General features: G+C 57.8%; 26 protein-coding genes. 7 read left to right on the top strand and 19 right to left on the bottom strand.

Translation table 11 applies throughout. The features are described 5' to 3' along the window. Positions 1–32 precede the first annotated feature (32 nt). The 3 genes from HKD32_RS01720 to HKD32_RS01710 all read left to right on the top strand — a co-directional run bounded on the left by HKD32_RS01720 (position 33) and on the right by HKD32_RS01710 (position 2020). Positions 33–536 (top strand): ankyrin repeat domain-containing protein, encoded by a 504-nt coding sequence (locus HKD32_RS01720; protein WP_010501114.1) that lies wholly within the window; start codon positions 33–35, stop codon positions 534–536. After that, complete coding sequence (gene hisC, locus HKD32_RS01715; RefSeq protein ID WP_061932578.1) at positions 533–1603, top strand: histidinol-phosphate transaminase; 1071 nt, start codon at positions 533–535, stop codon at positions 1601–1603. The genes HKD32_RS01720 and hisC overlap by 4 nt, the downstream gene beginning before the upstream one ends. 132 nt (positions 1604–1735) lie before the next feature. Next, complete coding sequence (locus HKD32_RS01710) at positions 1736–2020, top strand: hypothetical protein (protein WP_026017382.1); 285 nt, start codon at positions 1736–1738, stop codon at positions 2018–2020. 27 nt (positions 2021–2047) lie between these two features. Here HKD32_RS01710 and HKD32_RS01705 read toward each other — a convergent pair whose 3' ends face one another. Beyond that, entirely contained in the window at positions 2048–2839 is a 792-nt protein-coding gene (locus tag HKD32_RS01705; RefSeq protein WP_061932580.1) for a glycosyltransferase family 2 protein, read from the bottom strand. A gap of 464 nt (positions 2840–3303) precedes the next feature. Between HKD32_RS01705 and HKD32_RS01700 the strand changes: the two genes are divergently transcribed. The 3 genes from HKD32_RS01700 (at position 3304) to HKD32_RS01690 (ending at position 5581) form a co-directional block, all read left to right on the top strand. After that, positions 3304–4587 carry an aminopeptidase gene (locus HKD32_RS01700; protein ID WP_061932590.1) on the top strand — a complete coding sequence of 428 codons (1284 nt, stop codon included), beginning with the start codon at positions 3304–3306 and terminating at the stop codon, positions 4585–4587. Continuing rightward, on the top strand, positions 4584–5096 hold the full coding sequence (locus tag HKD32_RS01695; protein WP_228118688.1) for a hypothetical protein: 513 nt from the start codon (positions 4584–4586) through the stop codon (positions 5094–5096). The genes HKD32_RS01700 and HKD32_RS01695 overlap by 4 nt, the downstream gene beginning before the upstream one ends. Positions 5097–5164: 68 nt before the next feature. Beyond that, a complete protein-coding gene (locus tag HKD32_RS01690) occupies positions 5165–5581 on the top strand; it encodes a hypothetical protein (RefSeq protein ID WP_194257392.1) in 417 nt (138 codons plus the stop codon). Here the strand turns inward: HKD32_RS01690 and HKD32_RS01685 are convergent. Both HKD32_RS01685 and fliI read right to left on the bottom strand, forming a co-directional pair. Beyond that, positions 5573–5998, bottom strand: a complete 426-nt coding sequence (locus HKD32_RS01685) for a flagellar export protein FliJ (RefSeq protein ID WP_023944910.1) — start codon at positions 5996–5998, stop codon at positions 5573–5575. The two genes, HKD32_RS01690 and HKD32_RS01685, sit on opposite strands and share 9 nt — an antisense overlap. Positions 5999–6018: 20 nt before the next feature. Beyond that, positions 6019–7395, bottom strand: coding sequence for a flagellar protein export ATPase FliI (fliI, locus tag HKD32_RS01680; RefSeq protein ID WP_061932594.1), 1377 nt, complete (start codon positions 7393–7395; stop codon positions 6019–6021). 152 nt (positions 7396–7547) lie between these two features. Between fliI and HKD32_RS01675 the strand changes: the two genes are divergently transcribed. Further along, a complete protein-coding gene (locus HKD32_RS01675; RefSeq protein WP_010501092.1) occupies positions 7548–8291 on the top strand; it encodes a response regulator transcription factor in 744 nt (247 codons plus the stop codon). Between the two features lie 9 nt (positions 8292–8300). Here the strand turns inward: HKD32_RS01675 and thiD are convergent, their stop codons facing one another. The 16 genes from thiD to secA all read right to left on the bottom strand — a co-directional run bounded on the left by thiD (position 8301) and on the right by secA (position 25728). Continuing rightward, complete coding sequence (gene thiD / locus HKD32_RS01670) at positions 8301–9110, bottom strand: bifunctional hydroxymethylpyrimidine kinase/phosphomethylpyrimidine kinase (protein ID WP_061932596.1); 810 nt, start codon at positions 9108–9110, stop codon at positions 8301–8303. A 3-nt stretch (positions 9111–9113) separates the two neighbouring features. After that, a complete protein-coding gene (gene glmM, locus HKD32_RS01665) occupies positions 9114–10472 on the bottom strand; it encodes a phosphoglucosamine mutase (RefSeq protein WP_026017381.1) in 1359 nt (452 codons plus the stop codon). 100 nt (positions 10473–10572) lie between these two features. Beyond that, positions 10573–12477, bottom strand: coding sequence for an ATP-dependent zinc metalloprotease FtsH (ftsH, locus tag HKD32_RS01660; protein ID WP_194257391.1), 1905 nt, complete (start codon positions 12475–12477; stop codon positions 10573–10575). A gap of 168 nt (positions 12478–12645) precedes the next feature. Further along, entirely contained in the window at positions 12646–13890 is a 1245-nt protein-coding gene (gene tilS, locus HKD32_RS01655) for a tRNA lysidine(34) synthetase TilS (RefSeq protein WP_337905493.1), read from the bottom strand. Next, positions 13868–14746: a tetratricopeptide repeat protein gene (locus HKD32_RS01650; RefSeq protein ID WP_194257390.1), complete on the bottom strand. Its 879-nt coding sequence runs from the start codon at positions 14744–14746 to the stop codon at positions 13868–13870. The genes tilS and HKD32_RS01650 overlap by 23 nt, the downstream gene beginning before the upstream one ends. Positions 14747–14901: 155 nt before the next feature. Beyond that, positions 14902–15381, bottom strand: coding sequence for a peptidoglycan-associated lipoprotein Pal (gene pal / locus HKD32_RS01645; RefSeq protein WP_010501078.1), 480 nt, complete (start codon positions 15379–15381; stop codon positions 14902–14904). Between the two features lie 587 nt (positions 15382–15968). Further along, positions 15969–17333: a Tol-Pal system beta propeller repeat protein TolB gene (tolB, locus tag HKD32_RS01640; protein ID WP_194257389.1), complete on the bottom strand. Its 1365-nt coding sequence runs from the start codon at positions 17331–17333 to the stop codon at positions 15969–15971. Between the two features lie 16 nt (positions 17334–17349). After that, positions 17350–18345, bottom strand: coding sequence for a hypothetical protein (locus tag HKD32_RS01635; RefSeq protein WP_023944900.1), 996 nt, complete (start codon positions 18343–18345; stop codon positions 17350–17352). 12 nt (positions 18346–18357) lie between these two features. Continuing rightward, positions 18358–18795: a protein TolR gene (gene tolR / locus HKD32_RS01630; protein ID WP_010501072.1), complete on the bottom strand. Its 438-nt coding sequence runs from the start codon at positions 18793–18795 to the stop codon at positions 18358–18360. 3 nt (positions 18796–18798) lie between these two features. After that, positions 18799–19542 (bottom strand): protein TolQ, encoded by a 744-nt coding sequence (gene tolQ, locus HKD32_RS01625; protein ID WP_010501071.1) that lies wholly within the window; start codon positions 19540–19542, stop codon positions 18799–18801. Between the two features lie 77 nt (positions 19543–19619). After that, on the bottom strand, positions 19620–20045 hold the full coding sequence (gene ybgC / locus HKD32_RS01620; protein ID WP_007282571.1) for a tol-pal system-associated acyl-CoA thioesterase: 426 nt from the start codon (positions 20043–20045) through the stop codon (positions 19620–19622). 26 nt (positions 20046–20071) lie between these two features. Further along, positions 20072–21115 carry a Holliday junction branch migration DNA helicase RuvB gene (gene ruvB, locus HKD32_RS01615; RefSeq protein ID WP_061932604.1) on the bottom strand — a complete coding sequence of 348 codons (1044 nt, stop codon included), beginning with the start codon at positions 21113–21115 and terminating at the stop codon, positions 20072–20074. Further along, positions 21112–21714: a Holliday junction branch migration protein RuvA gene (gene ruvA / locus HKD32_RS01610; protein ID WP_194257388.1), complete on the bottom strand. Its 603-nt coding sequence runs from the start codon at positions 21712–21714 to the stop codon at positions 21112–21114. Before ruvA ends, ruvB begins: the two co-directional genes overlap by 4 nt. Next, positions 21711–22217 carry a crossover junction endodeoxyribonuclease RuvC gene (ruvC, locus tag HKD32_RS01605; RefSeq protein WP_194257387.1) on the bottom strand — a complete coding sequence of 169 codons (507 nt, stop codon included), beginning with the start codon at positions 22215–22217 and terminating at the stop codon, positions 21711–21713. The genes ruvA and ruvC overlap by 4 nt, the downstream gene beginning before the upstream one ends. Continuing rightward, positions 22214–22963 carry a YebC/PmpR family DNA-binding transcriptional regulator gene (locus HKD32_RS01600; RefSeq protein WP_010501066.1) on the bottom strand — a complete coding sequence of 250 codons (750 nt, stop codon included), beginning with the start codon at positions 22961–22963 and terminating at the stop codon, positions 22214–22216. Before HKD32_RS01600 ends, ruvC begins: the two co-directional genes overlap by 4 nt. Positions 22964–22995: 32 nt before the next feature. Continuing rightward, a complete protein-coding gene (gene secA, locus HKD32_RS01595; protein WP_194257526.1) occupies positions 22996–25728 on the bottom strand; it encodes a preprotein translocase subunit SecA in 2733 nt (910 codons plus the stop codon). Positions 25729–25866: the final 138 nt, after the last annotated feature.

The raw sequence follows: 25866 nt of genomic DNA, 5'->3' as shown, positions 1-25866 counted from the left end.
GGGCCACATTGTCCCCTCTGGTGGAAACCGTCATGAACGCACAGACCGTCAACTTCACCCCCGAACAGATTACCGCCCTGTTCATTGACGCCGCCCGTGAGGGTGACACAGACCTGCTGACCCAGTTCCTTGATGCGGGAATGGCCATCGACACACCTGACAGCCGCGGTTACACGGCCCTGATCGTGTCCACCTATAACGGACATATGGAAGCGGCCCGACTGCTGCTTCAGCGAAATGCCAATACGGAAGCCACCGATCTCAAAGGCGCAACAGCCCTTTCAGGCGTTGCATTCAAGGGGCTGACGGACATCGCCAAAATCCTGATCGATCACGGAGCGCAGGTCGATCATGCCAATTTCTCAGGCCGTACCCCGCTCATGTTTGCCATCATGTTCGGCCGGGAAGACATGGCGCGCCTTCTTCTCAACGCGGGCGCCAACCCCGATCATCGGGATGTGGACGGCGTCTCTGCGCGTGATCTGGCCGAACGCCAGAATCTGACAGGTCTTTTCACTGAAAGAACAGGCGCATGAGCCGTTTCTGGAACCGTCGCGTCCACGATCTCGATCCCTACGTTCCCGGCGAACAGCCGAAACTTACGAATCTGCTTAAACTCAACACCAACGAGTCCCCCTACGGACCCAGCCCGAAAGTGCTGGAGGCGATCCGCGCCTCAGCGACAGACACGCTGCGCCTGTACCCGGACCCGACAGCAACGGCCCTGCGCGAGAGCATTGCCGAACGTTTTGACGTGTCGGCAGAGTGCGTTTTCGTCGGCAACGGCTCAGACGAAGTTCTGGCTCACGCCTTCCGTGCCCTGTTCCACGACGACGCGCCTCTCTATTTCTCAGACGTCACATACGGCTTTTACCCCGTCTATTGCGGCCTGTTCGAACAGCCGTTCAAACAGTTCCCGCTGAATGACGACTATGAGATCGACATCGACGCCTATGACGGCCCATGTGGCGGCGTGGTTGTTGCGAACCCCAATGCCAATACGGGCCTGGCCCTCACGCTCGAACAGATCGAAACACTGGCTCTTCGCCATCCGGACCGAACCGTCATCATCGACGAGGCCTATGTGGATTTCGGCGCCGAGTCGGCCATCCCCCTCACAAAGCGCTATGACAACCTTCTGGTGGTGCAAACGCTGTCCAAATCCTACGCACTGGCAGGGCTGCGGGTTGGCTTTGCCATCGGTTCTCCGGAACTGATCGAAGGGCTGATCCGGGTTAAGGACAGCTTCAACTCATACCCCCTGTCCCGCCCGGCGCAGGAAGGGGCGATCGCGGCCATCAGGGATACGGACTGGCTAGCCGACATTACACGCAGGGTCATGGCCAGCCGCGCAACCCTTGTTCCAGAACTCGAAAATCTCGGCTTCCAAGTCCTGCCATCCTGTGCCAACTTCGTTCTCATGCGTCATCCGGCGCATCCGGCCGGATCGGTCGCTGCCGCCCTGCGCGAGCGCTCGATCTTGGTGCGGCATCTTTCAACCCCGCGTATCCAGAACTGGCTACGCGTCACGATCGGAACTGACGAGGCCTGCACACGCCTGATTGACGCCCTCCGGGCCATCATTCTGAGCAACCGATCCTGAACCAAGCCTGGGCGGACTGATCCGCCCTCACGATCATGACCTCCCAGAGGCCAACCGGTGCGTCTTCGTGCACCGTTCTGCATTTCTGACAAATGCGGAGGCTTCTGGCATTTCGTGCTGAAAGACCAAGACATGCGCGCATTCCACGGACAAATGTCCGACAACCAGCCTATCCGCCGCAATCAGGCCGAAAAGGAAAAGCAGCTTCGGGACCTCAAGGAGACGCTTGCGTCCATGAAATCCCATACTTCCCCGGCGCTCAAGGAGAGCGTCCAGCGCCGCATCAAGGAGCTGGAAACGGAACTCCGTGCCGCTGCCCGCGAAAAAGCTACCCGTGACGCCAATCGGAGCGAGCAGCCACAGGATCAGCAGCGCCAGCGCCGTGCGCCACGCCGCAACACCATTCGCTCCATGTAATTGCGATCGGAGCCGGGCTCGTGTCGATTACTGACCGGCCCGGTTCCAGGCATCCCCCATGCAGCGCAGCCGTATCGGGTGCATTCCGTCCGTTTCCGTCAGAACATAAAACGCCGAATAGTTTCCACTGGGACGTCCCGGACGGGACTTGAGAAAATTGAAAACACTTCGATCAGCCGTCATCCGTGTCTGATCTCCAGCCAAAGGCTGATTCCAGAGGTCGAGAACCTCCGGCACCCGGGTTCGATCAATCATCAGACAGTTCGGATCAACAAACCCCCCATACGCCTCACGAAACAGACCGCCACCCAACCCAATGGATTCCCATTGGTCTTCACAGACGGCTTTCAGCGTTCGGGGGTGAACGAACCATCTCCCGGACCATGCCCAGTCCTGCCCTTCAATCGCATCAAGCAGTGAGTGAAGATGGTCAGGAGCCCACCAGTTATCATCGTCCAGATAGGCAATACGGGGTGCATTGGAGAGTTGGCTCAGCACACTGCGCAAGACGCCGCCGTCCCACGCCTTCCCGAACCCACCATGCCGTTCGGATGTAGAATACCCCGGCCATAAAACCTGCAGGGACCATCCTTCCGGTCTACCCTGAGAGATCTGCTTCAGCATGTCCTGCGCCCCGTCTGGAGGAGCGACATCCACCCCAATCAGGATCTGAACACGCAGATGCCCAATCTGGGCAAATACAGAGTCCAACGCATTTTTCAGGGTGGGTCTCAGCAGGCTGGGGATGACCACCGCGACATCAAAAGGACGCTGATCGGGCTGACCATCGTCAGCAAAAATATGAAGTCCAGGACGCATTCCTAAAGACTACGAGACGTCAGGCCATCCGTCCACGGCGCGGCCCTCGCTTGGAAGCTGCTCGTCGTGTAGGAGCGTGAAAATCAGCGGGTTTCCGACGTATCCATGACAGAAATGGTGCAAGCACCGCCTCCTGACGCAGAGCTTCAGGTTCATTCAGACGAACGGCCAGTTCCACTTCGCTAAAATGCGCGTGAATAGCATTGTGACAAACCTGATGCAGTCGAACTGTCTCCGCCTGAGCGCCACCCTTCAGCTTTGGTATGAGATGATGACGTGAAGACCGCGCCGTCGACGGAATGGGTCTCCCACACAGCCCACAGCAGACACCATCATACGCGCCCGGCAGGTCCAACCGTTTTTCAAATGCTCGGTTTCGTCCCATAAACCGTGAAAATGGGTCCATAGGGAGGGAAGTGCAAGTCTTAGCGCCACCCTTGCACTTCCCTCCTCCAACCCCCACCATGACAAACAGATTTTCCATTGCGAAAGAGCAAGACGTGCCCGTTCCTTCCCCCTTTTCGCACGAACAGCTTCTGGACCGGCTCGGTGAAGTTGCCGTCCGCGTTGGCCTGAATATCAAGCCCGGGCAGCAGCTTCTCATCACGGCTCCTCTCGATGCTGTGCCACTGGTCCGCCGCGTCACGGAACACGCCTACAAGGCTGGCGCTTCCCTCGTCACCACACTGTACGCTGACGATGAATCTACTCTGGCCCGTTACATCCACGCTTCCGACGATGCTTTCGACACGGCTCCCACCTGGCTCGCCAACGGGATCGCCCAGGCATTCCGGGACGGCGCGGCCCGCATGGCCATCACCGGCGCCAACCCGACCCTTCTCGCCGGACAGGACCCGGAGCGCATTTCTCGGGCCAATCGCGCCAACTCAGCCGCCAATCGTCCGGCCATGGAAATCATCACCCAGTTTGCTGTAAACTGGAACATCATTGCCTGCGCCACCCCCGCCTGGGCTGCTCAGGTATTCCCCGACCTGCCAGCGGATGAGGCGCTGACCGCCCTATGGAACGGTATCTTCAAATCATCCCGCGTAGATGTTGCGGACCCCGTCGCAGACTGGAAGGCTCACAATGCCCGCCTCCATGCCCGCGCAAAATACATGAACGATACGCGCTTTGACGCGCTGCACTTCTCCGGCCCCGGCACGGACCTGACGGTAGGTCTGGCAGACGGTCATGCTTGGGCCGGCGGCTCGGAGGAAGCCCTGAATGGTGTCGTGTGCAACCCGAACATCCCCACAGAAGAGATCTTCACGACACCACATCGCTCCCGCGTCAATGGAACGGTGTGCAGCACCAAGCCTCTTTTCCATCAGGGCACCCTGATTGACGATATTTCCGTCCGCTTCGAAGACGGCCGCATTGTCGAGGCTCACGCCAGCAAGGGCGAGAACGTTCTGCATCGTATTCTGGACACGGATGAAGGTGCCCGTCGCATTGGAGAAGTGGCCCTCGTGCCGCATTCCTCCCCAATTTCCGCCAGCGGCATTCTCTACAAGAATACCCTGTTTGACGAAAATGCGTCCAGCCATATTGCTCTTGGGCAGGCTTATACCAAGTGCATGGTGGACATTGAGGGCCTGACGCCGGAACAGCTTCTGGAACGCGGCGTTAATGATTCCCTGATCCATATCGACTGGATGATCGGGTCGGACAAGATTGATCTTGATGGTCTCAAGGACGGAACACGCACGCCTCTCATGCGTGCTGGTGAATGGGTGATTTCATGATTTTTCCACGCAGCTTTCTTGCTGTCTTTGCCTTGGCAACGGGGGTTATCACGCCCCTGACCGCCTTGGCTCAGGGCGCTCCAAGCCAGACACAGATCGACGGTCAATCAGGTCAGCAGTCCGCACAGATCCCACCGCAGTTCCGTGCGGACGCGGAACGCGCCATGCGTTATGTATTGCCGGCAGACTTTATGCCCCGCGCGGTTTCTGCAATCAGCGAGCTTCAGGGACGCAACATTCAACCCCCGAATTCGCAGGGTCTTGGACTTCAGGACATGATCGCCCGCGCAAGCCAGGTGCCCGGTTTCCCGGATGTCTTACGGTCACACGGCTTCACGCCTGAAACATTCATTATTGGCATGACAACCTTCGGTATGACACTGGCCGCTAGCAACGGTCAGGTTCCCGCCGGAATGCCGTCCCCCAACCCATCCAATGTTGCGTTGTTCAAAGCACATCCAGATCAGGTCAATGCCCTGATGCAGGCTATGGGAAACCCACCGCACTGATATTTGCGGGCATATCCTTTGCAAGGGTATGCCTTCTTTTCCAGACAGAGCCCTGATAAAACAGCGCCATGTCCGTGATGCTCGATCCCTCCACACTTCCATCCGTCAATATTCTTGGCCTGGCCCAGTCTGGAGCCATTCTACGCGCCGAACGCGAAACCTCGCCCGACGGAATACCAGCGTTCATCACGAAAGAAGGCTGGAACGAGCTGATTGCGGCCCATGCTGACGATCATACGGCGCCTCATACAGTCGTGCTTCCTGCGCTTGAAAAAGCCGTTGCCCGTATTCTGTCCCACGCTGCCGAATCAGCTCAGAGTGAAGGGAAGACTGCTCCTGTCATCAGTCTGGAAAGCGACCTTTTCCAAAGTGATTCCACCCTTATTCTGGCTTTTGTCCGGGATGAAACCCACCCTGTTGCCTGCGCTTTGATAGGTACTGCAGGCCACCTGGTTGATATGCTTCGGGGCGACGGATCAATTTAAAGTTCTCTGCCGTAGCGCCAACTCATCCAGAACGGCCTGTTCTTTACGAAGATGCTGCTGCTGAATTTCGACCCGCTGCTTCTCTTCCAGCTTTTCCACGGCCTTCAGGGCTGCCTGTGCCATCAGAAGAGCTGACCGGATGCAGTCCCTGTCCATGGCAGCCTGCCGACATTTTTCCTGAGCATCAGAAATGGCCTGCTGCCCGACAGGGAGCCAACGACTGAATGCTTCCACTGCTCCATCGTCAGCCGCTGGATCAGAAGCCAGCTTTTGCTCCGTCAGAAGGTGCTGGTGCTTCTGTCCCAGAAGCGTTTCTGCGGCTGCCTCGCGGGCAACAGCCTCTCCAAAAGCCTTTTCCACATCTGCCAGTTCATGGCGTCTCAGGCGACGAAGAGCCTCAAGCGGCATCTGCCTCATTATCTTTTCTCCGATAGCGGTCAGGCTGCGGAAGCCATGATGGTTCCAAGCTGCTCAAAGGCCTCCAGGCACCTTGAGCGTTCATTTTTTCCCTGAGACAGAAACGCATCCAGTTGAGGCATCAGGCGAATAGCCTCATCCACGTCTTTCTCTGTCCCGGATTTGTAAGCACCCAGCCGGATCATATCGGCCATGCGTTCATAGGTTGCCATGATCGCCCGCGCCTGGCGGGTTAATCGGTTTTCTTCCGCCGAATTACATCCGGGAACAGCTCGAGACAGGGAGCGAAGAACGTCGATTGCCGGATACCGCCCCTGCTCTCCGATCTTCCGATCAAGAATGATATGACCATCGAGAATGCCGCGCACAGCATCAGCAACCGGCTCGTTATGGTCATCCCCCTCCACCAGGACCGTGAACAGAGCCGTAATCATGCCCTGCCCGGGATAGCCCGGCCCCGCCCGCTCCAGCAATTTCGGTAATTCGGCAAAAACAGAAGGTGGGTAACCCCGTGTCGCGGGGGGTTCTCCGGCTGACAAACCGATTTCGCGCAAAGCCATGCAATAGCGGGTTACGCTGTCCATCAGAAGCAGAACCGATTTGCCCTGATCACGAAAATATTCGGCGATGGCCATGGCAGAAACAGCTGCATCACGGCGCATCAAGGGAGGCGTGTCCGATGTCGCAATGACAACGACGCTCCGTGCAAGCCCTTCCGGACCAAGGTCGTCTTCGATGAATTCCCGGACTTCCCGGCCTCGCTCCCCCATGAGTGCAATGACCGCAACATCAAAATCCGCGCCTCGGGCCAGCATAGACAGCAGCGTTGATTTACCAACACCAGATCCTGCAAACAGGCCTAACCTTTGCCCGCGTCGGCAGGTTGTAAATGCATCAAGCGCCCTGACCCCCAGATCAATTCTGTCTCCAAGTCTGGCGCGGGTCGCAGCATTTGGGGGCGAACTGAGTACCGGCTGCTGAGTCAGAGCAGGAATCAGGGGTCCCTTGCCGTCCATCGGTACACCAAGCGGATCAATAACACGCCCCAACCAGCTCTCATTCACCCCAAGAGAGGCACAGGACTGTCGACTTAGAGGAATCCTTGCCTCACAGCCGGGGCCAATACCTTCAAGGCTTCCAAACGCCATTACTCTGGCTTGCGCATCATGAAACCCTACAACCTCTGACTGTATGGCGCTTCCAGAACGTGCATGAATTACGATTCGATCCCCGATTGAAACGAGTCCTTCCAGACCACGGATTGTCACACACAGCCCTGTCACGTCCTGAACGGTTCCCACTGCACCGTCAGGTTGCAAATTAGCCATCTTCTCCAGAAGCTTCTCAAGGAAACTTGGAGACGGGTGTTTCTGCTGCTTTTCCGTAGCTTCTGGCATCTTTAGAACGCTAAGCCGAAAGGATTAACAAAAGCTAAAGCCGAACCGCCATATGACGGAATAATGAAAAATTTACGATTTTCCGTTTCTATCTATCGACATTAACAACCCTGGGTAGTAACCATTGCTTCACCAATCCTGGAGTTGAAAACATGCGTATCCTTCTTGTTGAGAGCGATCTTCAAGCCGCAGCGACCCTGTCCCAGATCCTGCGGACCGCGGCTTTCACCGTAGATCACACAGCCTCCGGCGAAGAAGCCATCGAGATGCTTCGTCATTACGATTACGATGTGATGGTTCTCGAACTGCTGCTGAATGACATTGAAGGATATGACGTCATTCGCCGGGTACGCTCCTCCCGGATCACGACCCCCATTCTCGTTCTTTCTGCCCTGCTGCGCCCCCAGGCCAAAATCCGTGCATTCTCAATGGGTGCAGATGATTATATGGCCAAGCCCTACGATCCAGGCGAACTGATCGCCCGCCTTCAGGCAGTCATGCGTCGGTCCCGCGGGTTTGCTGAACCCTGTCTGCGAGTTGGAAATCTGGAACTCGATCTGAATGGTAAGAACGTCACCGTTGACGGAACAGCCCTGCATCTTACAGGCAAGGAATATGCCATTCTGGAACTTCTGATCATCCGTAAGGGGTCAGTATTGACGAAAGACGCCTTCCTGAACCACCTCTATGGCGGCATCGACGAGCCGGAAATGAAGATCATTGACGTCTTCATCTGCAAACTTCGCCGCAAACTGCAGAAAGCCGGAGCAGAAAACCTGATCGCAACAGTATGGGGGCGCGGCTACATTCTGCGTGACGAACCAGCGACCGAAACCGGCTCTGCAGTACCGGATCATCAGATCCGTACGCCTCAGCCCGTCACGACATTCGCCTGAAAACAACTTTCAGGATTGGTGCCATTCAGGCCGGATCGTTACCCCATGATCGACCGGCCCGTGCCCCTGCCCCAATCCGGGAGCATGTGACAGCGCCAATCTGAGATATTGGCTTCCCCGCCGAACGGCAGCGTCCAAATCCATACCTTGTGCAATCCCAGTCGCAATTGCACTGGCCAGAGTACATCCCGTTCCATGCGTATGGAGGGTCTTTAGCCTCTCGCCACGAAGAACAACTTCGCTTCCATCAGAAAAAACCAGCAAATCCTTCAGGTCATCGCTCCGCAGATGCCCTCCTTTCAGGAGAACGGCCTGCGCACCTTGCTTCTGCAACTGATGCGCTGCAACACGCATTTCCTCCAGATCCGTAATGACCAGTCCGGTCATGACTTCAGCTTCCGGAATATTGGGTGTCACAACCAGAGCGCGAGGAAGTAGCCGCCTCATCACTGCATCCACTGCTTCCGCGTCCAGAAGAACCGAGCCGCTCGTAGACACCATGACAGGATCCAGAACCAACGGCAGTTCTGAACGAAGCGACAGTTCGTCTGCTACCGCATGAACGATTGCAGCATTGGCCAACATGCCTGTTTTGCAGCAATCCGCTCCCAAATCATCCAGAACAACCTGCATCTGCTGACGAACAAAGGCAGGCGAGACAGCCTCGACACCGAACACACCTAACGTGTTCTGAGCCGTCAAAGCTGTAATGGCACTCATGCCAAACCCACCCAGCGCCATGATGGTTTTGAGATCGGCCTGAATTCCGGCTCCCCCGCCCGAATCACTCCCAGCAACGGTCAGAACCCGACCGATCATCGTTTAATGTCCCGTAATGGCGCGGATCGCATCGCAAACATGATCCACGACTTCTACCACAAGAGCTTCCTCTTCCGCTTCCGCCATGACGCGGATCAAGGGCTCAGTTCCACTTGCGCGCAGAACCAGACGCCCCCGACCGGCAAGGCGTTCTTCAGCCCAGGATTTTGCGGCAGCCAGTTCTGGACTACTTAAAGGGCTGACACCCGAATAACGCACATTTTTCAGAAGCTGGGGAAAAGGCTCGAAAACCTTACAGATTTCACTGGCGGGCTTCTTGGTTTCGACCGACACAGCCAAAACCTGCAATGCTGCAATCAGGCCATCGCCTGTCGTGGCATAATCGGACAGCACCATATGCCCGGACTGCTCACCACCGAGATTTCCACCAATTTCGCGCATCCGCTCAACAACATAGCGATCACCAACGGCGGTCCGCTGGAGTTCCAGTCCTACTTCTGAAAGTGCTTTTTCAAGCCCCATGTTGGACATGACCGTTGCTACAACCGTCGTGCTACGAAGGCGATCGTGCTGCTTCCAGAACTTCGCAATCAGACCAAGGATCTGGTCTCCATCAACCAGGGTACCGTTCTCATCGGCGATCAGTACGCGGTCGGCATCACCATCCAGAGCAATTCCGAAGTCTGCCTTGTGCTCCTTTACGGCCGCACAAAGCTTCTCTGGATGGGTTGAACCCACACCGTCATTGATGTTCAGTCCGTCTGGAGAACATCCAATCTTGATGACTTCCGCTCCAAGCTCCCACAAAGCCGTCGGCGCTACACGATAAGCCGAGCCATTCGCACAATCGAGAACGATCTTCAGGCCATCCAGCCGCAATCCGCGAGGGAAAGAGGCCTTGGCATTCTCAATGTAACGGCCCGCTGCATCATTCAGACGCGAGGCCCTGCCGATCTGCTCCGGAGACGCCAGACGTCCGGACAGGTCCTCACCCATCAGCGTCTCGATCTCACCTTCAACGTCATCAGATAGCTTGAAGCCATCCGGCCCGAACAGCTTGATACCGTTGTCTGTGAAAGGGTTATGGGAGGCTGAGATCATGACACCGAGATCAGCCCGGAGGGAACGTGTCAGCATAGCGATGGCAGGTGTCGGCAACGGGCCAACAAGAATGACATCCATGCCCGCAGACAGGAAACCCGCCACAAGCGCACATTCAATCATGTAACCCGACAGACGTGTGTCCTTGCCCAACACGACACTATGCCGACGGCTTGGATTGCGCATGAAGTACAGCCCGGCTGCCTGTCCGAGTTTCTGGGCAACTTCTACCGTCATCGGCGCGGTATTGGCTGTTCCCCTGATCCCGTCCGTACCGAACAGTGCCCTCTTACTGGCCATGGTCATGAAATCCTGCATGTCTCGATAGATAAGAAAAAGGCGCGACACCGAGGGGAAAGCCCCCTCAATGACGCGCCTGATGGTGCGGTTAACGGTCTGATTAGCCTGCCTGCGGGGCCGGATCAAACGCGCCTGGACGCGTTGTTGGCACAGAAGCACGGCGATTATCGGGCAACTGCTCATCATCCGAAGCGCGCTCGATGGCTTCCCCGCGCATAATGCGACCAACATCGTCACCAGTCAGCGTCTCATACTCAAGAAGCGCTGCCGTCAGGCGATGCAGATCATCAATATGCGTCAGCAGCAGCTCGCGCGCCTGCTGATAAGCCGTGTCGATGAGTGCCTTGATCTCCGTGTCGATCTCACGAGCCGTCTGCTCGGACAGGTTCTTGTTCTGCGTCACAGAATGACCCAGGAACACTTCCTGACCGTTATCGCCGTAAGAGATCATACCGAGCTTGTCGCTCATGCCCCATTCGGTCACCATCCGACGTGCCAGATCAGTGGCACTCTTGATGTCACCAGACGCACCGGCACTCACCTCTTCCGGGCCAAAGATGATCTCTTCCGCCACACGACCGCCCATGGCGATCACCAGACGGGCAAGGCACCATTTCCGGCTGTAGGAAATATTGTCCTTCTCCGGCAACGTCATAACCAGACCCAGAGCACGCCCACGCGGCACAATCGTTGCCTTGTGAATCGGATCGCTACCCGGCGTGAAGATGGCGCAGATGGCGTGACCGGACTCATGATAAGCCGTGGAGCGCTTTTCGTCTTCGGTCATGACCATGGAGCGACGTTCCGCCCCCATCATCACCTTGTCCTTGGCTTCCTCGAACTGAGCCATACCAACCGTCCGACGTCCCTGACGGGCCGACATCAGGGCAGCTTCATTCACAAGATTGGACAGATCCGCACCTGAGAAACCCGGCGTTCCGCGAGCAATGACCTTCGGGTCCACATCAGAAGACAGCGGCACCTTTTTCATGTGAACACGCAGGATCTTCTCACGACCCGCCACATCGGGGTTCGGCACCACAACCTGACGGTCAAAGCGACCTGGACGCAACAGAGCTGGATCAAGCACGTCCGGACGGTTTGTCGCAGCAATGAGGATCACGCCCTCGTTGCTTTCAAAACCATCCATCTCAACCAGCATCTGGTTCAGCGTCTGCTCGCGCTCATCATTGCCACCGCCGAGGCCAGCGCCACGATGGCGACCCACCGCGTCGATTTCATCAATGAAGATGATGCACGGTGCAGCCTTCTTGCCCTGCTCGAACATGTCACGCACACGCGATGCACCGACACCGACGAACATCTCCACAAAATCCGAACCGGAAATCGTGAAGAACGGAACATTGGCTTCACCAGCAATCGCGCGGGCCAAAAGCGTCTTACCCGTGCCCGGAGGGCCAACCAGCAGAGCACCCTTGGGGATCTTGCCGCCCAGACGCGTGAACTTCTGCGGGTCTTTAAGGAACTCTACGATTTCCTCAAGCTCAGCCTTGGCTTCGTCGATACCCGCAACATCCTCGAACGTCACACGACCGGTTTTTTCCGTGAGCAGACGGGCCTTGGACTTGCCAAAGCCCATGGCACGACCACCACCAGCCTGCATCTGGCGAAACACCATGAAGCACAGACCAACCAGCAGCAGAACCGGCAGGTAAGCCCCCACATAGCGCAGGATCGGGCTTTCGCCGCTATCCATTGGCTTGGCGGTGACTTCCACACCCGCACTCGTCAGACGCGCCGGAAGACCCGGATCAATCGGTGCATACGTCTCGAAAGACGTGCCGTTCGTCAGCGTTCCGGAAACATTCTGTTCCTGGATCACGACCGAGCGAACCTGGTGTTCATCCACATCATGAATGAAGTCGGAATAAGCGATCTGCTGGGCAGCGTGCTGGCTTCCACCCGGCTGGAAGGCGGTCAGCACTGCCATTCCGACCATGATGATGACCACCCAGATCAGAACGTTACGGCCTAAATTGTTCATCTCGTTCTCTGTCGTCCTTCAGACTGTCTAACCGATGCAGCGTGGCTTCACCGTCTCAAACAGACCGACGTCATAGTCTGCGTTGACTTCATAACATAGGCGGTCCTGCCCGTGTTCCTACCCCATAGGGGAAAGGAAAACGCATTTCAGGGCATTTTGGTGCGCTTTTCATGTCATTGAACCCCTTTCTCCCGTCACAGGCACTCCTCCTGCCCAGACAAAAGGGACTGCCCCAATGCCCTCCAGGACATCAGGCAAACCGATAACCTGTCCATTCCGCCACAGAGCCGGGAGCGTTCTCAAAGCCGAAACAGGCAGACCCAGACGTCTGGCATCCAGCTTCAGGGCTCCCTCTCCCAGAGCGCCAATCAGGCCGTCAGCAGGAAGAGCGTCTGCAGCGCAGCGCCATCGACCATCCCATAGCGCTCCGGCTTTTGCCGCGACCAAGCCTTCGACTGCCCGCTCCTCACGAACCAGCATGACACCGTCTCCGAAACGCCCTGCCGGACGCACCATGACGCCTCCCAGCGTCCCCTGCCCACGCGACACAAGAGCCTGAACCTGCTCCCGAGACGGACGATATCTCCGCCCGGACACCAGCCGGATCAACGCTGCAATCGTGCTATCCTTTATCCCGTCAGGCTTCAGATGAACCCACCCGGCCGAATGCCAGACTGCACTTTCCGCCAACACACGTGCTAGTTCCCTGTCTTCGGAACACCGCAACACCTGTGCCGCAACCTGCCATTCCCGCGCCTGCTTTCTCTGAGTCGGTGACAGATCCTGTCGCCAGCGGACACGCTCAAAGCGCCTGTTTTGATTGGAAGGGTCTTCAATCCATGAAAGATCAGCCGCACGCAATGTCGCGCGTAGCCGCTCCGGCGGCAGTAGGAGGCAAGGCCGGACAATTCTGACTCGCCCCCGAAGAACCACAGCCTCCATGCCGGCCAACCCGCTCGGACCACTGCCAGCATGCTGGCGCATCCAGACTGTCTCATCCTGATCATGCAGATGGTGGGCAACCAGCAGATCAAGACACCCAGCCTCAACGCAGGCCTCTTCCAAAGCTTCAAAACGCGCATCCCGCGCGCGCTCCTGAAGCCGCCCTTCAGGAAAAGGCGCCAACTTTAAAACACGCGCGTCAATGCCCATCACCTGGAGGCGGCGGGCTGTCAGGCGTGCCTCAGCAGCAGATTCGACGCGTAAAGCATGATCTACAACAAAAGCCACAACATGATGTCGCCACCGCTTTGCCAGCCATGCCAAGGCAAGGGAATCGCTCCCACCGGAAACAGCCAGTCCGACAGGAGCCTCTGCAACGTCGGGCAACCAAGGCCCGACATTTTCCATCAAGGCGGAAAACTCGTCCGCCCCGACGGGACTGTTCAGATCAGTGACAGGCAGCACGTCCACGGAACGTCGCAGCGGCAGACTTCACTCGAGGCGTTGGGGTTGGAAACTCGTCCTTCAGCTTGTCGAGGGCCTGACAAGCAGAGTTTTTGTCACCCATTGCCAGAAGAGAGGCTGCCACACCCAACAGCGAGTCCTGAGCCTTGGGGGATTTCGGAGCCTTGTTATAGGCATCGTAGTAAGCAACAGCCGATTCACGATACTGCTTCTGCCCCGCGAGAGACTGGGCCAGAAGGAACTGGGAATCCATTTTCCCGGAAGCGCTTTTGGCCGTCTTGATGGCAAAGCGTGCATTCGTTTCAGCGTCGTCGTATTTGCCAGCCTTCAGTGCGGCGTTCCCAAGCTTCAGAGCTTCAAGAGCGGTCTTCGGTGCGGCATCCCCAGTAGAAGGTGCGTCAGATTCAGCTGCTTTTGCACTCGGCGCAGCAGATGCTGCGGCCGCGGGTGCCCCGCCCCCGCCGTTCTGAGACGCAAACTGCATGTCTGAAATCTGTTTGGACAGATTAGCCTGCGTTTCCTTCTGCGCGTTGGTCAACTGATCCAGTTCTCCACGCATCTGGCGGTTCTGCTCTTCAAGAGCCGAAACACGTTCAAGAAGCTGGGCAACCATATTCCCGTCTGCACTGCCTCCAGACGATCCTCGTGATGCTGAAGAACTCGGCGCAGGCAAAGGCCCACTGTTCTGGATCTGCGAAAGCTGCTGCCGCAAAGAGGCAATTTCATCCTGAAGAGCAATCGCCTCACGGGAAGAAATCCCCCCGCCATCCGATGCGTCCTGCGCCAGAGCCGGCAGGACAGGGCAAAGCACAGAAAACGCCGTTCCGAGCATCAGTGCGCGGAGGGGACGGGACAGGGCCATGCAAGATCTCCTGAAACAGTTCAGCGCCCGGCCAGGGCGCTCTCTCGCAGTCGCCGGCGAGCACGGCAGTAGAGACAGTCATAAAACAGAAACGGCCGGGGGATAAGCTCCCCCGGCCGTTCAAACTGTCAGTCCGTCAGACGGATGACCCGGGTTCAGCGAACCGAGGTGATCGCGTTACGGTTCTGAGCCCATGAGGCTTCGTCATCACCATCAGCGGTCGGACGATCCTTACCGTAGGAGATCGTCGTGATGCGGGAAGCGCTCACACCCTTGGCGACCAGATAGTCACGAGCAGCGTTTGCACGACGCTGGCCCAGAGCAATGTTGTACTCTTCCGTGCCGCGGTCATCGCAGTTACCAGCGATCTGGATGCTGACCTGCGGATACTTCGCGAGCCATGCAGCCTGCTTGTCCAGCGTGGCGCGGGCTTCTTCGGAGAGCTGGGAAACATTCAGCTCATAGAAGATACGATCACCAACATTGGCAACCAGATCAGCTTCGCTGCCTGGCGTCGGGCCAGCTTCCTGCGTAGCTGCGCCAGCACCGGTGCTGTTGCCCGTATCGGTTTTGCCATCGGAGCAGGCTGCGAGAACGAGCGCCAGACCAAGCGCACCAAACACCTTGAACTTCATGTGTCTCAACCCTGAGAACGGTTCCGTATCAGGAACCGAAATGCGGCATAATGCCGCGTTGTTCCGGACCCACGCCTTTCATTCGGAACCGCTCAAGAGTCGCATTGCAACTCCCAGCGTGCCCCCTGAAAAACACTGGCCACTAGCGCCCATACTCATGACTTAAATCCGGGGTCAAGCATCCTGTGAGGCACACCCCAGATGCCGGAGAACGATTCTGATTCGAAACCAGAAAACGCAACATAAATGTCACAGATCTTAAATACGAATGTGGCGGAATTCTGCCAGTTGCTTTGCTGGACATCCTTTAAGCTCTTTATCACCATGCAGATGACGCACATCAGCCCAGCGCCATATGCGGGACAGAATTTTCCCATCTGCTGGTTTGGCTTCATTGATTTACAGAACATGCGATGGAACCATCCTGCCCGTGAGAAGCAATCTCGGCTCAATCGACTCCATTTGACGGTCTGTCATCCATCTTGATCAGATCTGTAAACCTGCTCTTCATGCCGAACTTCTGCTCAAGACATTCGCAAGGAAAAAACCTCCATGTCAGAAACCTGTCTGACATGGAGGAAGCCTGTTCAGCCGTTCAGCGGAGACCAGGCCGGATCGGACGCGCCAGTCGCCGTCCGGATCGGGCGCTCATTGAAGCCCGTGATGTCGATAGTCCCAATACCCGACGCAAAGCCCGCACCACCCGCACCCGAAGCGCTCTGACGGCAGAAAGCCAGCACACGACCGTTTGGACAGAACGTCGGCGACTCAACCGTGAAGCCCTGCGTCAGGATACGCTCACCCGTGCCGTCCGGATTCATGACACCCAGCGAGAAGCCACCGTGACCAATGCGGGTAAACGCAATCAGATCCCCACGCGGCGACCAGACCGGTGAGCCGTACTGACCGGACCCATAGGAGATCCGGCGCGCACCGCCACCTGAAGCACCCATGATGTAAAGCTGCGGGCTACCACCACGATCGGAGTTGAAGACGATCTGGCTGCCATCCGGGCTGAAGCACGGGCTGGTATCAATCGCGCCACCAGAGCTGGTGATCTGATGTTTGCTGCGAGATCCAAGATCGACAACGAAGATGTCTGATCCACCGCCACGCGTGGCAGACAGAACAACCCGGCTTCCATCAGGCGAAAAACGCGGCGCGAATGAAATGCCATCGAACTCGCCCAGCATCTGCTGACGGCCAGAGCCAAGGTCGAACAGATACACACGCGGACGATTGTTCGCGTAAGACATGAACGCGACCTGATCGCGTGCCGGGTTGAAGCGCGGCGTCAGCGTCAGCCACTGGCCACCGGTCAGCATACGGGAGTTGAACCCATCCTGATCCATCAGCGCCAGACGCGTAATCTGATGACGACGTGGGCCTGTGCGAGCGATGTAAGCGATACGGGTATCGAAATACCCCTTTTCCCCCAGCATCCGCTCATAAATCACATCAGCAATGATGTGAGCGATACGACGCCAGTTGGACGGAGACGCCGTATAAGCCGTGCCCTGAAGCTGCTCACCAGCCACAACGTTCCACAGCCGCATCTCAACGCGAACACTGCCAGAACCGACTGCGCGCCCAGCTACAGCGGCACGTGCGCCCTGCGCCTTGAGGGCACTGAAGTCAGGCGTGGAACCCGGAGGCACATCGCCACTCATAACCTTGAAGAGCCCCGTGCTCTCCAGATCAGAAGAAATGACGCCAGAAATCTGCTCGCCCATCCCGGCACCGAAGCTCGGGATCACGATGGGGATCGGCGCCTGACGGGCCTGATCCACGGTAATTTCAGCCTCACCCGGGCCAGCCGCAGCCGCACCCTGTGCAAAAGCGGACAATGGCGTTGCCAGAAGGCCACCGGCCGCAGCCGTGGCACCAAGAACAGAACGGCGCGACAGGAGCGCGCTCAGAGCATCAGCTTCGGAATCGGAAATGAAGGTCATGATGATTCCTCTAAGGTTACGGCCTGAAGACAAAACGCAGCTGATGCGTCTGGCCTAGCAGGTTGGAAGGAATGGGCAGATGGGCACAAGTCGGGCTCAGCACTGCATCGCGCGCACGCTCCGCCAGCACACGATAGGATGGGTCGGACGCCATCTTCGCTGCTGTATCTGGAGCATACTTCACAAGACGTGCCTCACCCGTTGCATCCACCGTCACAATCAGATGCGCGACAAAGCTCGCATAGTTCCGCGCTTCCGTGTCTTCCGTGTAGCAACGCCGCACGGAGCCACCGATCGCTTTCTGATCGGCCATGGACAGGGATTTGGTAATATCCCCGTTCGGAACACCACCGCCATCTGGCGCCCCACCCTGCGGCGGATTGGCTTTCGCCTTGGGCGCATGCGTCTGCTTCTGGTCGGACCGGAAGCTGTCCAGCGTTGCCAGAAGGGAATGACTGTCCGCCTGCGTATTCTTGGACGCATTCGGCTGGGTCATATGCGAGAACTTCGGCGTATCCGGCAGCTTGTCAGCCTTCTGCGTCTGCGGGCTCGGCGGGGCCACCATCGTCGACTTGGTCGGCGGGGATGGCTTCGGCGGTGACGCAGGCACAGGCTCTGGCGACGGCTCCGTGATCTTGGGCGGAAGCTTCGTCGGCGGCAGAGGCTGAGGCTTGGTCTCAGGCGCCGGCGGAACCGGCTGCGGCGGCGGTGGAGGCGGCGGTGGTTCTTCCGTCGGCGCCTTCAGAGGAGGCGTCGGGGACGGAGGAGCCTCGTTCTTCACGGGCGCAGGCGCAGGTGCCGGCTTGGGAGCCGGATGGTCAGCCTTGATAGGATGAGTGGGAGGACCAGCCTCCTCGAATTCCATCTGCACCGCCGGGGGTTCCGGCGGCTCAGGAGGTTTCTCGAACGGGATCCGCACCACCAGGTACAGGATCAGTGCCGCATGGACACCAACCGAACCCAGCAGCGCGTTGCGAAAGCGACGCCTGTCCGAACGACGTGGACGCACCACTGGCGAAGTCCTTTACTGGCCGCTCTGAGGCTGCTGAGCAAGCAGCGCCACATGCGTAAAGCCACCAGACGTGATCTGACCCATGACCTGCATCACGCGGCCATAGTCGATATGCGCATCGGCACGAACGAAGATCCGATGATTCGGATCATTCTGGGACTGGACCTTGAGCTGGTCCACAAGCTGTTCCGGCGTGATCGGATCTTCGCCCAGATACAGCGAACCGTCATTGCGCAGCGAAACCGTGATCGGCTTCGTATCCGCATTGACCGGACTGGCATCCGTTTTGGGCAGATCAACATTGACGCCACTGGTCATCATCGGCGCCGTCACCATGAAAATGATGAGCAGCACCAGCATGACGTCCACCAGCGGTGTGACGTTGATCTCGGATGCCGGACGCCGACGACGGCCCCCTGCGCGCCCTCCTCCTCCAGCGGACATCCCCATGGATCAGGCCTTCCCGCTGGTCGTCTCGTCCGCACGCTCTTCGGACTGACGGGACAGGATGGCGGCGAATTCGGTTCCGAAAGCCTCCATACGGTCCGCAAACTTGTCCGTGGAGTTGCTGAGAACGTTATAGGCAACGTAGGCGGGAATAGCCGTCACAAGGCCGATAGCCGTTGCGAACAGGGCTTCGGAAATACCCGGAGCCACGACGGAAAGATTGGTATTGTGCATGGCAGCGATCGAGCCGAACGCATGCATGATACCCCAGACCGTACCGAACAGACCTACGAACGGTGCTACCGGACCAATCGTTGCCAGAAAGATCAGGCGACGGCCCAGACGATCATTCTCGCGGGAAACGGTAATATTGATGGCACGGTCGATACGGTCCCGCACGCCACCGCGCGCCAGATCGATCCCAACAATGCGTGCCGAACGACGCCATTCGCCCATGGCAGCCCCAAACACGGCGGCCATCGGGTGCGTCGGGCGGGCACCATCGGATTCGTAGAGGTCGTCCAGCGAACCGCCGGACCAGAAACGGTCTTCAAATTCCGTCGCTTCACGATTCACGCGACGCATCAGAATGATTTTTTCCGCGATGATCGCCCACACGCCTGCACTGCACAGGACGAGCCCGATCATGACCAGCTTTACGACGATGGACGCGTGCAGGAACAGGTCCAGAGGCGACAGACCGGCCGCACCGACCGCCCCAAGCGCACTCGAACTTACCTCATGATCCACTGTTCTCTCCTGTCCAGATCCTGTCCCTTACGGGTCAGGTCTCTCCATTGCACTTCGTGAGGAAACAGGAAAGTGGGTCAGACCTCTCCAGCCTCGAGTTTTCGAACAGCATCACACCAGCGAGGCGGAATTTTGGCAGGTTTCATTGTTTCTGCAGAAAGGCACGCCAGTTCCACATCAATGACAACGGCGGTTTCGTTACCCTTCGAGAAATTCCGCACCGTCTGCTGAAGTTTCAGCCGTGTTGGCGTCATGGCTTCCAGCGCAGTCTCGATTTCCATTTCATCATCGAGTCGCAACGGAGAGCGATACCGGATACTGGCCTGCCGAACGACAAAGGCCAGACCAAAATCATTCAGAAGTTCCGTAACGGACGCATCTGCATCCCGCATGGCCTCGCTGCGTGCACGTTCGGCAAAACCGAGATAGCGCGCATGATAGACAATCCCCCCGGCATCCGTGTCTTCGTAATAAACCCGAAACCGGATTTTATGCGTTGCCATCAGATCCTCCGCTCATATGCCCGGTTTCAGGTCGTCGTATCATCATCGAGCGCAGAAAGGAGATCTACCTGGCTCGCGGGCGGGTTCAGCCCCAGATGGCGCCAACCCGCTTCACCCAGCATGCGACCGCGCGCTGTCCGAAGCACCATGCCTTCCTGAATCAGATAAGGCTCAATGACATCTTCCAGCGTATCGCGCGCTTCCGCCAGACCAGCTGCAAGCGTCTCAACGCCCACCGGGCCGCCATGATGGTGTTCCGCAATCCGCAGCAGATAGCGCCGGTCCATCGCATCCAGACCGCGCTCATCAACTTCAAGACGGGACAGCGCAGCATCCGCCGTGGCGCGATCAATGATCGGTTTCTTCGCCACCAGTGCAAAATCGCGCACTCGGCGCAGAAGACGCCCGGCAATACGCGGCGTTCCACGGGAACGACGTGCGATTTCTTCCGCACCATCGTCATTCAGATGCACGCCAAGCTTGGTTGCTCCACGGGACACAATGGCCCGCAGTTCATCCGGTGTATAAAAAACAAGTCGCAGAGGAATGCCGAAGCGATCCCGCAAAGGCGTAGCCAGCAGACCGGCACGCGTCGTCGCGGCAACAAGCGTGAACGGCGCGAGATCAATCCGGACAGATCGAGCCGCCGGCCCTTCCCCGATAATCAGATCGAGTTGGAAATCCTCCATCGCAGGATAAAGAATTTCCTCAATCGCAGGCTGAAGCCGATGGATTTCGTCAATGAACAGCACATCGCGTGGCTGGAGATTCGTCAGGATCGCCGCCAGATCCCCTGCCCGCTGAATAACCGGCCCAGACGTTGCCCGGAAACCGACACCCAACTCACGGGACACAATCTGTGCCAGCGTTGTCTTACCCAGACCCGGAGGGCCATGCAGCAGGACATGATCCAGAGCTTCGCCACGAGCCTTCGCGGCCTCGATGAAGATAGCAAGATTTTCCCGGCTGGCTTTCTGGCCCGTAAAATCAGCAAGGCTCTCCGGCCTGAGGCCACTTTCCGCAATGTCTTCCGGCAGACGAGCCGGGTCCGTTTCCCGAAATTCGCTCATCGGGCCAGTTCCTTCAGGCAAAGACGGATAGCCAGATCAAGGCTGGCATTCTCATTTTCAGCCAGAACACGACTCAGCACCGACCAAGCTTCGGCCCGTCGGAAGCCGAGACCCGCCAGCGCCAGAAGTGCATCATTTTCAACGCTTGGTCCGGTCACGATCCCCGGCACTGGTGCAGCAGCCCCGCCACCCGGCATCTTGGCAACCTTGTTCCGTAGTTCGCTCAAAATACGGTCCGCAAGGCGTGGCCCGACACCCGCAGCCCGCGTCAAAGACCCACGGTCTCCGGCATTGATGGCCAGCAGAATTTCACCCGGCGAGTTGGCCGACAAAATGGCCAGCGCAACCTTGGCGCCCACGCCCTGAACCGTTGTCAGCAGACGGAACCACTCGCGTTCGTCAGCGGTCCCGAACCCGTACAGCAGGATCGCATCTTCCCGGACGACTGTTTCAATCAGCAGACGCGCCACTTCAGGCGGATGCGGAACATTTCCCAGCGTGCGCGTTGAGGCGGACACCACATACCCGACGCCATTGACGTCCACGATGCAGCGCTCGCCTTCAATCTGCCCGACAAGACCCGTCAATTGTCCGATCATGCCATTCGCTTCCCAAGAGCCACATGCGCCGCACTGGCTCGATGATGCGCGTGGCAGATCGCCACGGCCAGAGCATCGGAGGCATCTGCTTTATGAATAGCCACGCCGGGTAGCAGACGCTTCACCATCATCGTGACCTGCTCTTTCGTCGCCGCCCCGGTGCCGACCACGGATTTCTTGACCATCATGGCCCCGTATTCCGCGACGGGCAGCCCTTCATAAGCAGGCGTCAGAAGAGCCACTCCACGAGCATAACCAAGCTTGAGCGTCGAAGAGCCGTTGCGGTTCACGTAAGTTTCCTCAACCGCAGCTTCGGCGGGAGCATACTCACGGATCAGATTCTGGAGCTTCCCATGCAGTTCACAGAGCCGCAGGGGAACCGATTCGTTGCCATCCGTTGCGATTACACCGGAAGCCACATGCTTCAGGCGGTTGCCATCCACATCAATAATCCCCCAGCCCATGAAACGCAGGCCGGGGTCTATGCCCATCAGACGGATCAAGCGGCGAGCGCCTGAGCCACGTCATCCGGAAGGTCGAAGTTGGCATAAACAGCCTGAACGTCGTCGTTGTCTTCCAGAACGTCGATCAGCTTCAGAACCGTCCGGGCCTTTTCCTCATCCAGCGAAACGCTGTTTTCCGGGCGCCAGTCCAGCTTTGCGGACTGCGGCTCGCCAAAGCGGCTTTCAAGGGCGTCACGAACCGCGAAGAAATTTTCCATCTCGCAAGTGATCTCGTGACCTTCCTCGGTCAGCACAGCATTGTCAGCACCAGCTTCAATGGCGGCTTCGAGCATCTCGTCTTCAGACGCAGCATCGACCGGATAGGTCACGACACCCAGACGCTGGAACATGAAGGACACCGAGTTCGACTCACCCAGCGAACCGCCATGCTTGGAGAATGCAGCGCGGACTTCGCCAGCCGTACGGTTGCGGTTGTCCGTCAGGCCTTCGACAATGATCGCCACGCCAGCCGGGCCGTAACCCTCGTAACGGACTTCCACATAGTCTTCCCCGCCAGCAGCCCCGGAGGCCTTCTTGATGGCGCGCTCGACGTTGTCCTTGGGCATGTTTGCTTCACGTGCTGCCGTAATAGCAGCACGCAGGCGCGGGTTCGATGCCGGATCGGGAAGACCGGACCGTGCAGCAACCGTGATTTCGCGCAGGATCTTGGCGAACTGCTTGGCGCGTTTAGCGTCCTGCGCGCCCTTGCGGTGCATGATGTTCTTAAATTGCGAATGACCGGCCATCGGTCGCTCCTTCCTCTACGGGTGTCAGAGGCTCAGGCGAGCCTGCCATGACAGTGTTTGAACTTCTGGCCCGATCCACACGGGCAAAGCGCATTGCGCGGCGTCTCTTCATACCACCGCTGAAACGTAGCTGCATCCGGCTCTTCTATTGAACCTTGCGCTGCAAACTGCGGCTGAGGCGCGGCAAAACTCATGACCGGCTGTGAAGCCTGCTCAAGAGAAGGCGGAGCCTCGAATGTCTCATGCTGAGTGGATGTATCCACAGCCGGATAAGGCGGCGGCTCGCTCACGGCCTGAATGCGGCACATGGTCTGTGTCACGCGCATCCGCATGTCATCCAGCATGGCCGTGAACATCTGGAAAGCTTCCTGCTTGTACTCATTCAGCGGATCACGCTGACCATAAGCACGCAGGCCGATGCCCTGACGAAGCTGGTCCAGTCCATGCAGATGCTCTTTCCACACAGCATCGAACGTCGTGAGCACAACCTGCTTCTCGATCATGCGCATGAGTTCAGGACCCATGTTCGCCGTACGGGCGGCCTGAGCCTTCTGGGCTTCGGCTTCCACACGCTCGATCACGCCTTCTGCATCCATGCCATCTTCCTTTGCCCATTCGGCAATCGGAAGATCGAGGTTCAGAATATCAGTCAGGCTCTTGGAAAGGCCCGCCGTATCCCACGCTTCGGCAAAAGACTTCTCGGGGATATGGGCATGAACCAGATCCTCGATGGTGTGCAAACGCAGTTCCGCGATCACGCCAGACAGATCTTCCGACGACATGTATTCCTTGCGCTGGGAATAGACTTCCTTGCGCTGGTCATTCATGACGTCGTCATATTTCAGCGTGTTCTTGCGCATGTCAAAGTTGCGGGCTTCAACGCGCTTCTGAGCCTTCTCGACGGCCTTGTTCAGCCAGGGGTGAACAATCGCCTCCCCTTCCTTCAGGCCCATCTTCTGCATCATAGCGCCCATACGGTCGCCAGAGAAAATGCGGATCAGATCGTCTTCAAGTGACAGGAAGAAACGGGAATTTCCCGGATCACCCTGACGGCCCGAACGGCCACGCAGCTGGTTATCAACACGACGGCTCTCATGACGCTCCGTCCCGATGACATACAGACCACCGGATTCATGAACCGCGCCATGGTTGACTTCAACCGTCTTGCGGATTTCTTCGGCAATACGCTCGCGCTCGGCTTCATCCTCGATACCATCCGTATAGGCATGGATGAGCATCTCGATGTTGCCACCAAGTTTGATGTCCGTACCACGACCGGCCATGTTCGTGGCGATCGTGATGGCCCCCGGCGCACCAGCCTGCGCAATGATGCTGGCTTCTTTCTCATGATGCCGCGCATTGAGCACGTTATGCTTGATGCCGCGTCCAGTCAGAATGCTGGAGAGATACTCGCTCTTCTCAATGGACGTCGTGCCCACGAGAATCGGCTGACCCTTGGCCGTAATTTCCTGAATCAGATCGGCAACGGCGTTAAATTTCTCGCCCGCTGTCAAATAAACTTCATCATCCGTATCAATCCGCTTCACCTGACGGTTCGTCGGGATTTCCACAACCGTCAGATTGTAGATTTCCGCAAACTCATCAGCCTCGGTCATAGCCGTACCGGTCATGCCGGACAGCTTCGGATACAGACGGAAGTAGTTCTGGAACGTGATGGAGGCGAGCGTCTGGTTTTCCTGCTGGATTTCAACGTGCTCTTTCGCTTCCAGCGCCTGATGCAGACCATCAGAATAACGGCGGCCATCCATCATACGGCCGGTGAATTCATCAATGATGATCACCTTGCCGTCACGGACGATGTAATCAACATCCCGCGTGAACAGCGTATAGGCCCGCAGGGATTGCTGAACGTGATGCACCACAGCCACGTTGTGAATATCGTACAGACCGCCTTCCTGCAGAACGCCGGCTTCATTCAGAAGCTCTTCAATCCGGTGCGAGCCAGCTTCCGTCAGCGTCACGCTGCGCTGCTTCTCATCCTTGTCGAAGGTTTCGGGTTCCAGCACCAGCTTGGCCACAACGGCATCAACCGTCCGGTAAAGCTCTGAACTGTCGTCGGCGGGACCAGAAATGATCAGCGGGGTCCGGGCTTCGTCGATCAGGATGCTGTCCACCTCATCCACGATGGCGTGGTTGAACGGACGCTGCACCATATCGGCGAGCGAATATTTCATATTGTCGCGCAGATAGTCGAAGCCGAACTCGTTGTTCGTTCCATAGGTAATGTCTGCGGCATAGGCTTCGCGACGCTCTTCATCCGCCAGATTGGGGATGATCACGCCTGTCGTCAGACCAAGGAAGCTGTAAAGAACCGACATTTCCTCGGCATCACGACGGGCCAGATAGTCGTTCACCGTCACGACATGCACGCCCTTGCCGGACAGCGCGTTCAGGTAAACGGCCAGCGTCGCGACAAGGGTTTTGCCCTCACCGGTCCGCATTTCAGCAATCCGACCATCATGCAGAACCATTGCGCCAATCAACTGCACATCGAAATGGCGCTTACCCAGCACACGCTTCGACGCTTCACGACAGACGGCAAAGGCTTCCGGCAGCATCGCATCCAGCGTTTCGCCTTTGGCGACACGTTCTTTGAACTCTACCGTCTTATGCTGAAGCTGCTCGTCACTGAGCGCCTGAACTGTGGGCTCCAGAGCGTTGATCTCGGGCACACGGCGCTGATACGCCTTGAGCGAACGATCATTGGCGGAACCGAAGAGGGCGCGTGCGAGGCGTGCGAACATGCTGAACCTTGAGATGCCGAGCACCCGATCAGAAGCTCTTTCCATCAGCGGAAAGACCTCCCAAACCGGGCAATCACGATTTTCACGTCACGTGGAGATAGGACCCGCGTGCCCACGGGTCAATGGAGAGGCACCCGG

The organism is Gluconobacter japonicus (assembly GCF_015244665.1).
In the GTDB taxonomy this organism is placed as follows: domain Bacteria; phylum Pseudomonadota; class Alphaproteobacteria; order Acetobacterales; family Acetobacteraceae; genus Gluconobacter; species Gluconobacter japonicus.
This window is presented reverse-complemented; position numbering and strand designations above follow the sequence as displayed.

Bases quoted from the DNA above. Each gene is read 5' to 3' on its own strand.
- HKD32_RS01720 (WP_010501114.1), top strand. From the start codon at position 33: ATGAACGCACAGACCGTCAACTTCACCCCCGAACAGATTACCGCCCTG.
- hisC (WP_061932578.1), top strand. From the start codon at position 533: ATGAGCCGTTTCTGGAACCGTCGCGTCCACGATCTCGATCCCTACGTT.
- HKD32_RS01710 (WP_026017382.1), top strand. From the start codon at position 1,736: ATGCGCGCATTCCACGGACAAATGTCCGACAACCAGCCTATCCGCCGC.
- HKD32_RS01705 (WP_061932580.1), bottom strand. From the start codon at position 2,839: ATGCGTCCTGGACTTCATATTTTTGCTGACGATGGTCAGCCCGATCAG.
- HKD32_RS01700 (WP_061932590.1), top strand. From the start codon at position 3,304: ATGACAAACAGATTTTCCATTGCGAAAGAGCAAGACGTGCCCGTTCCT.
- HKD32_RS01695 (WP_228118688.1), top strand. From the start codon at position 4,584: ATGATTTTTCCACGCAGCTTTCTTGCTGTCTTTGCCTTGGCAACGGGG.
- HKD32_RS01690 (WP_194257392.1), top strand. From the start codon at position 5,165: ATGTCCGTGATGCTCGATCCCTCCACACTTCCATCCGTCAATATTCTT.
- HKD32_RS01685 (WP_023944910.1), bottom strand. From the start codon at position 5,998: ATGAGGCAGATGCCGCTTGAGGCTCTTCGTCGCCTGAGACGCCATGAA.
- fliI (WP_061932594.1), bottom strand. From the start codon at position 7,395: ATGCCAGAAGCTACGGAAAAGCAGCAGAAACACCCGTCTCCAAGTTTC.
- HKD32_RS01675 (WP_010501092.1), top strand. From the start codon at position 7,548: ATGCGTATCCTTCTTGTTGAGAGCGATCTTCAAGCCGCAGCGACCCTG.
- thiD (WP_061932596.1), bottom strand. From the start codon at position 9,110: ATGATCGGTCGGGTTCTGACCGTTGCTGGGAGTGATTCGGGCGGGGGA.
- glmM (WP_026017381.1), bottom strand. From the start codon at position 10,472: ATGGCCAGTAAGAGGGCACTGTTCGGTACGGACGGGATCAGGGGAACA.
- ftsH (WP_194257391.1), bottom strand. From the start codon at position 12,477: ATGAACAATTTAGGCCGTAACGTTCTGATCTGGGTGGTCATCATCATG.
- HKD32_RS01650 (WP_194257390.1), bottom strand. From the start codon at position 14,746: ATGGCCCTGTCCCGTCCCCTCCGCGCACTGATGCTCGGAACGGCGTTT.
- pal (WP_010501078.1), bottom strand. From the start codon at position 15,381: ATGAAGTTCAAGGTGTTTGGTGCGCTTGGTCTGGCGCTCGTTCTCGCA.
- tolB (WP_194257389.1), bottom strand. From the start codon at position 17,333: ATGACCTTCATTTCCGATTCCGAAGCTGATGCTCTGAGCGCGCTCCTG.
- tolR (WP_010501072.1), bottom strand. From the start codon at position 18,795: ATGGGGATGTCCGCTGGAGGAGGAGGGCGCGCAGGGGGCCGTCGTCGG.
- ybgC (WP_007282571.1), bottom strand. From the start codon at position 20,045: ATGGCAACGCATAAAATCCGGTTTCGGGTTTATTACGAAGACACGGAT.
- ruvB (WP_061932604.1), bottom strand. From the start codon at position 21,115: ATGAGCGAATTTCGGGAAACGGACCCGGCTCGTCTGCCGGAAGACATT.
- ruvA (WP_194257388.1), bottom strand. From the start codon at position 21,714: ATGATCGGACAATTGACGGGTCTTGTCGGGCAGATTGAAGGCGAGCGC.
- HKD32_RS01600 (WP_010501066.1), bottom strand. From the start codon at position 22,963: ATGGCCGGTCATTCGCAATTTAAGAACATCATGCACCGCAAGGGCGCG.
- secA (WP_194257526.1), bottom strand. From the start codon at position 25,728: ATGTTCGCACGCCTCGCACGCGCCCTCTTCGGTTCCGCCAATGATCGT.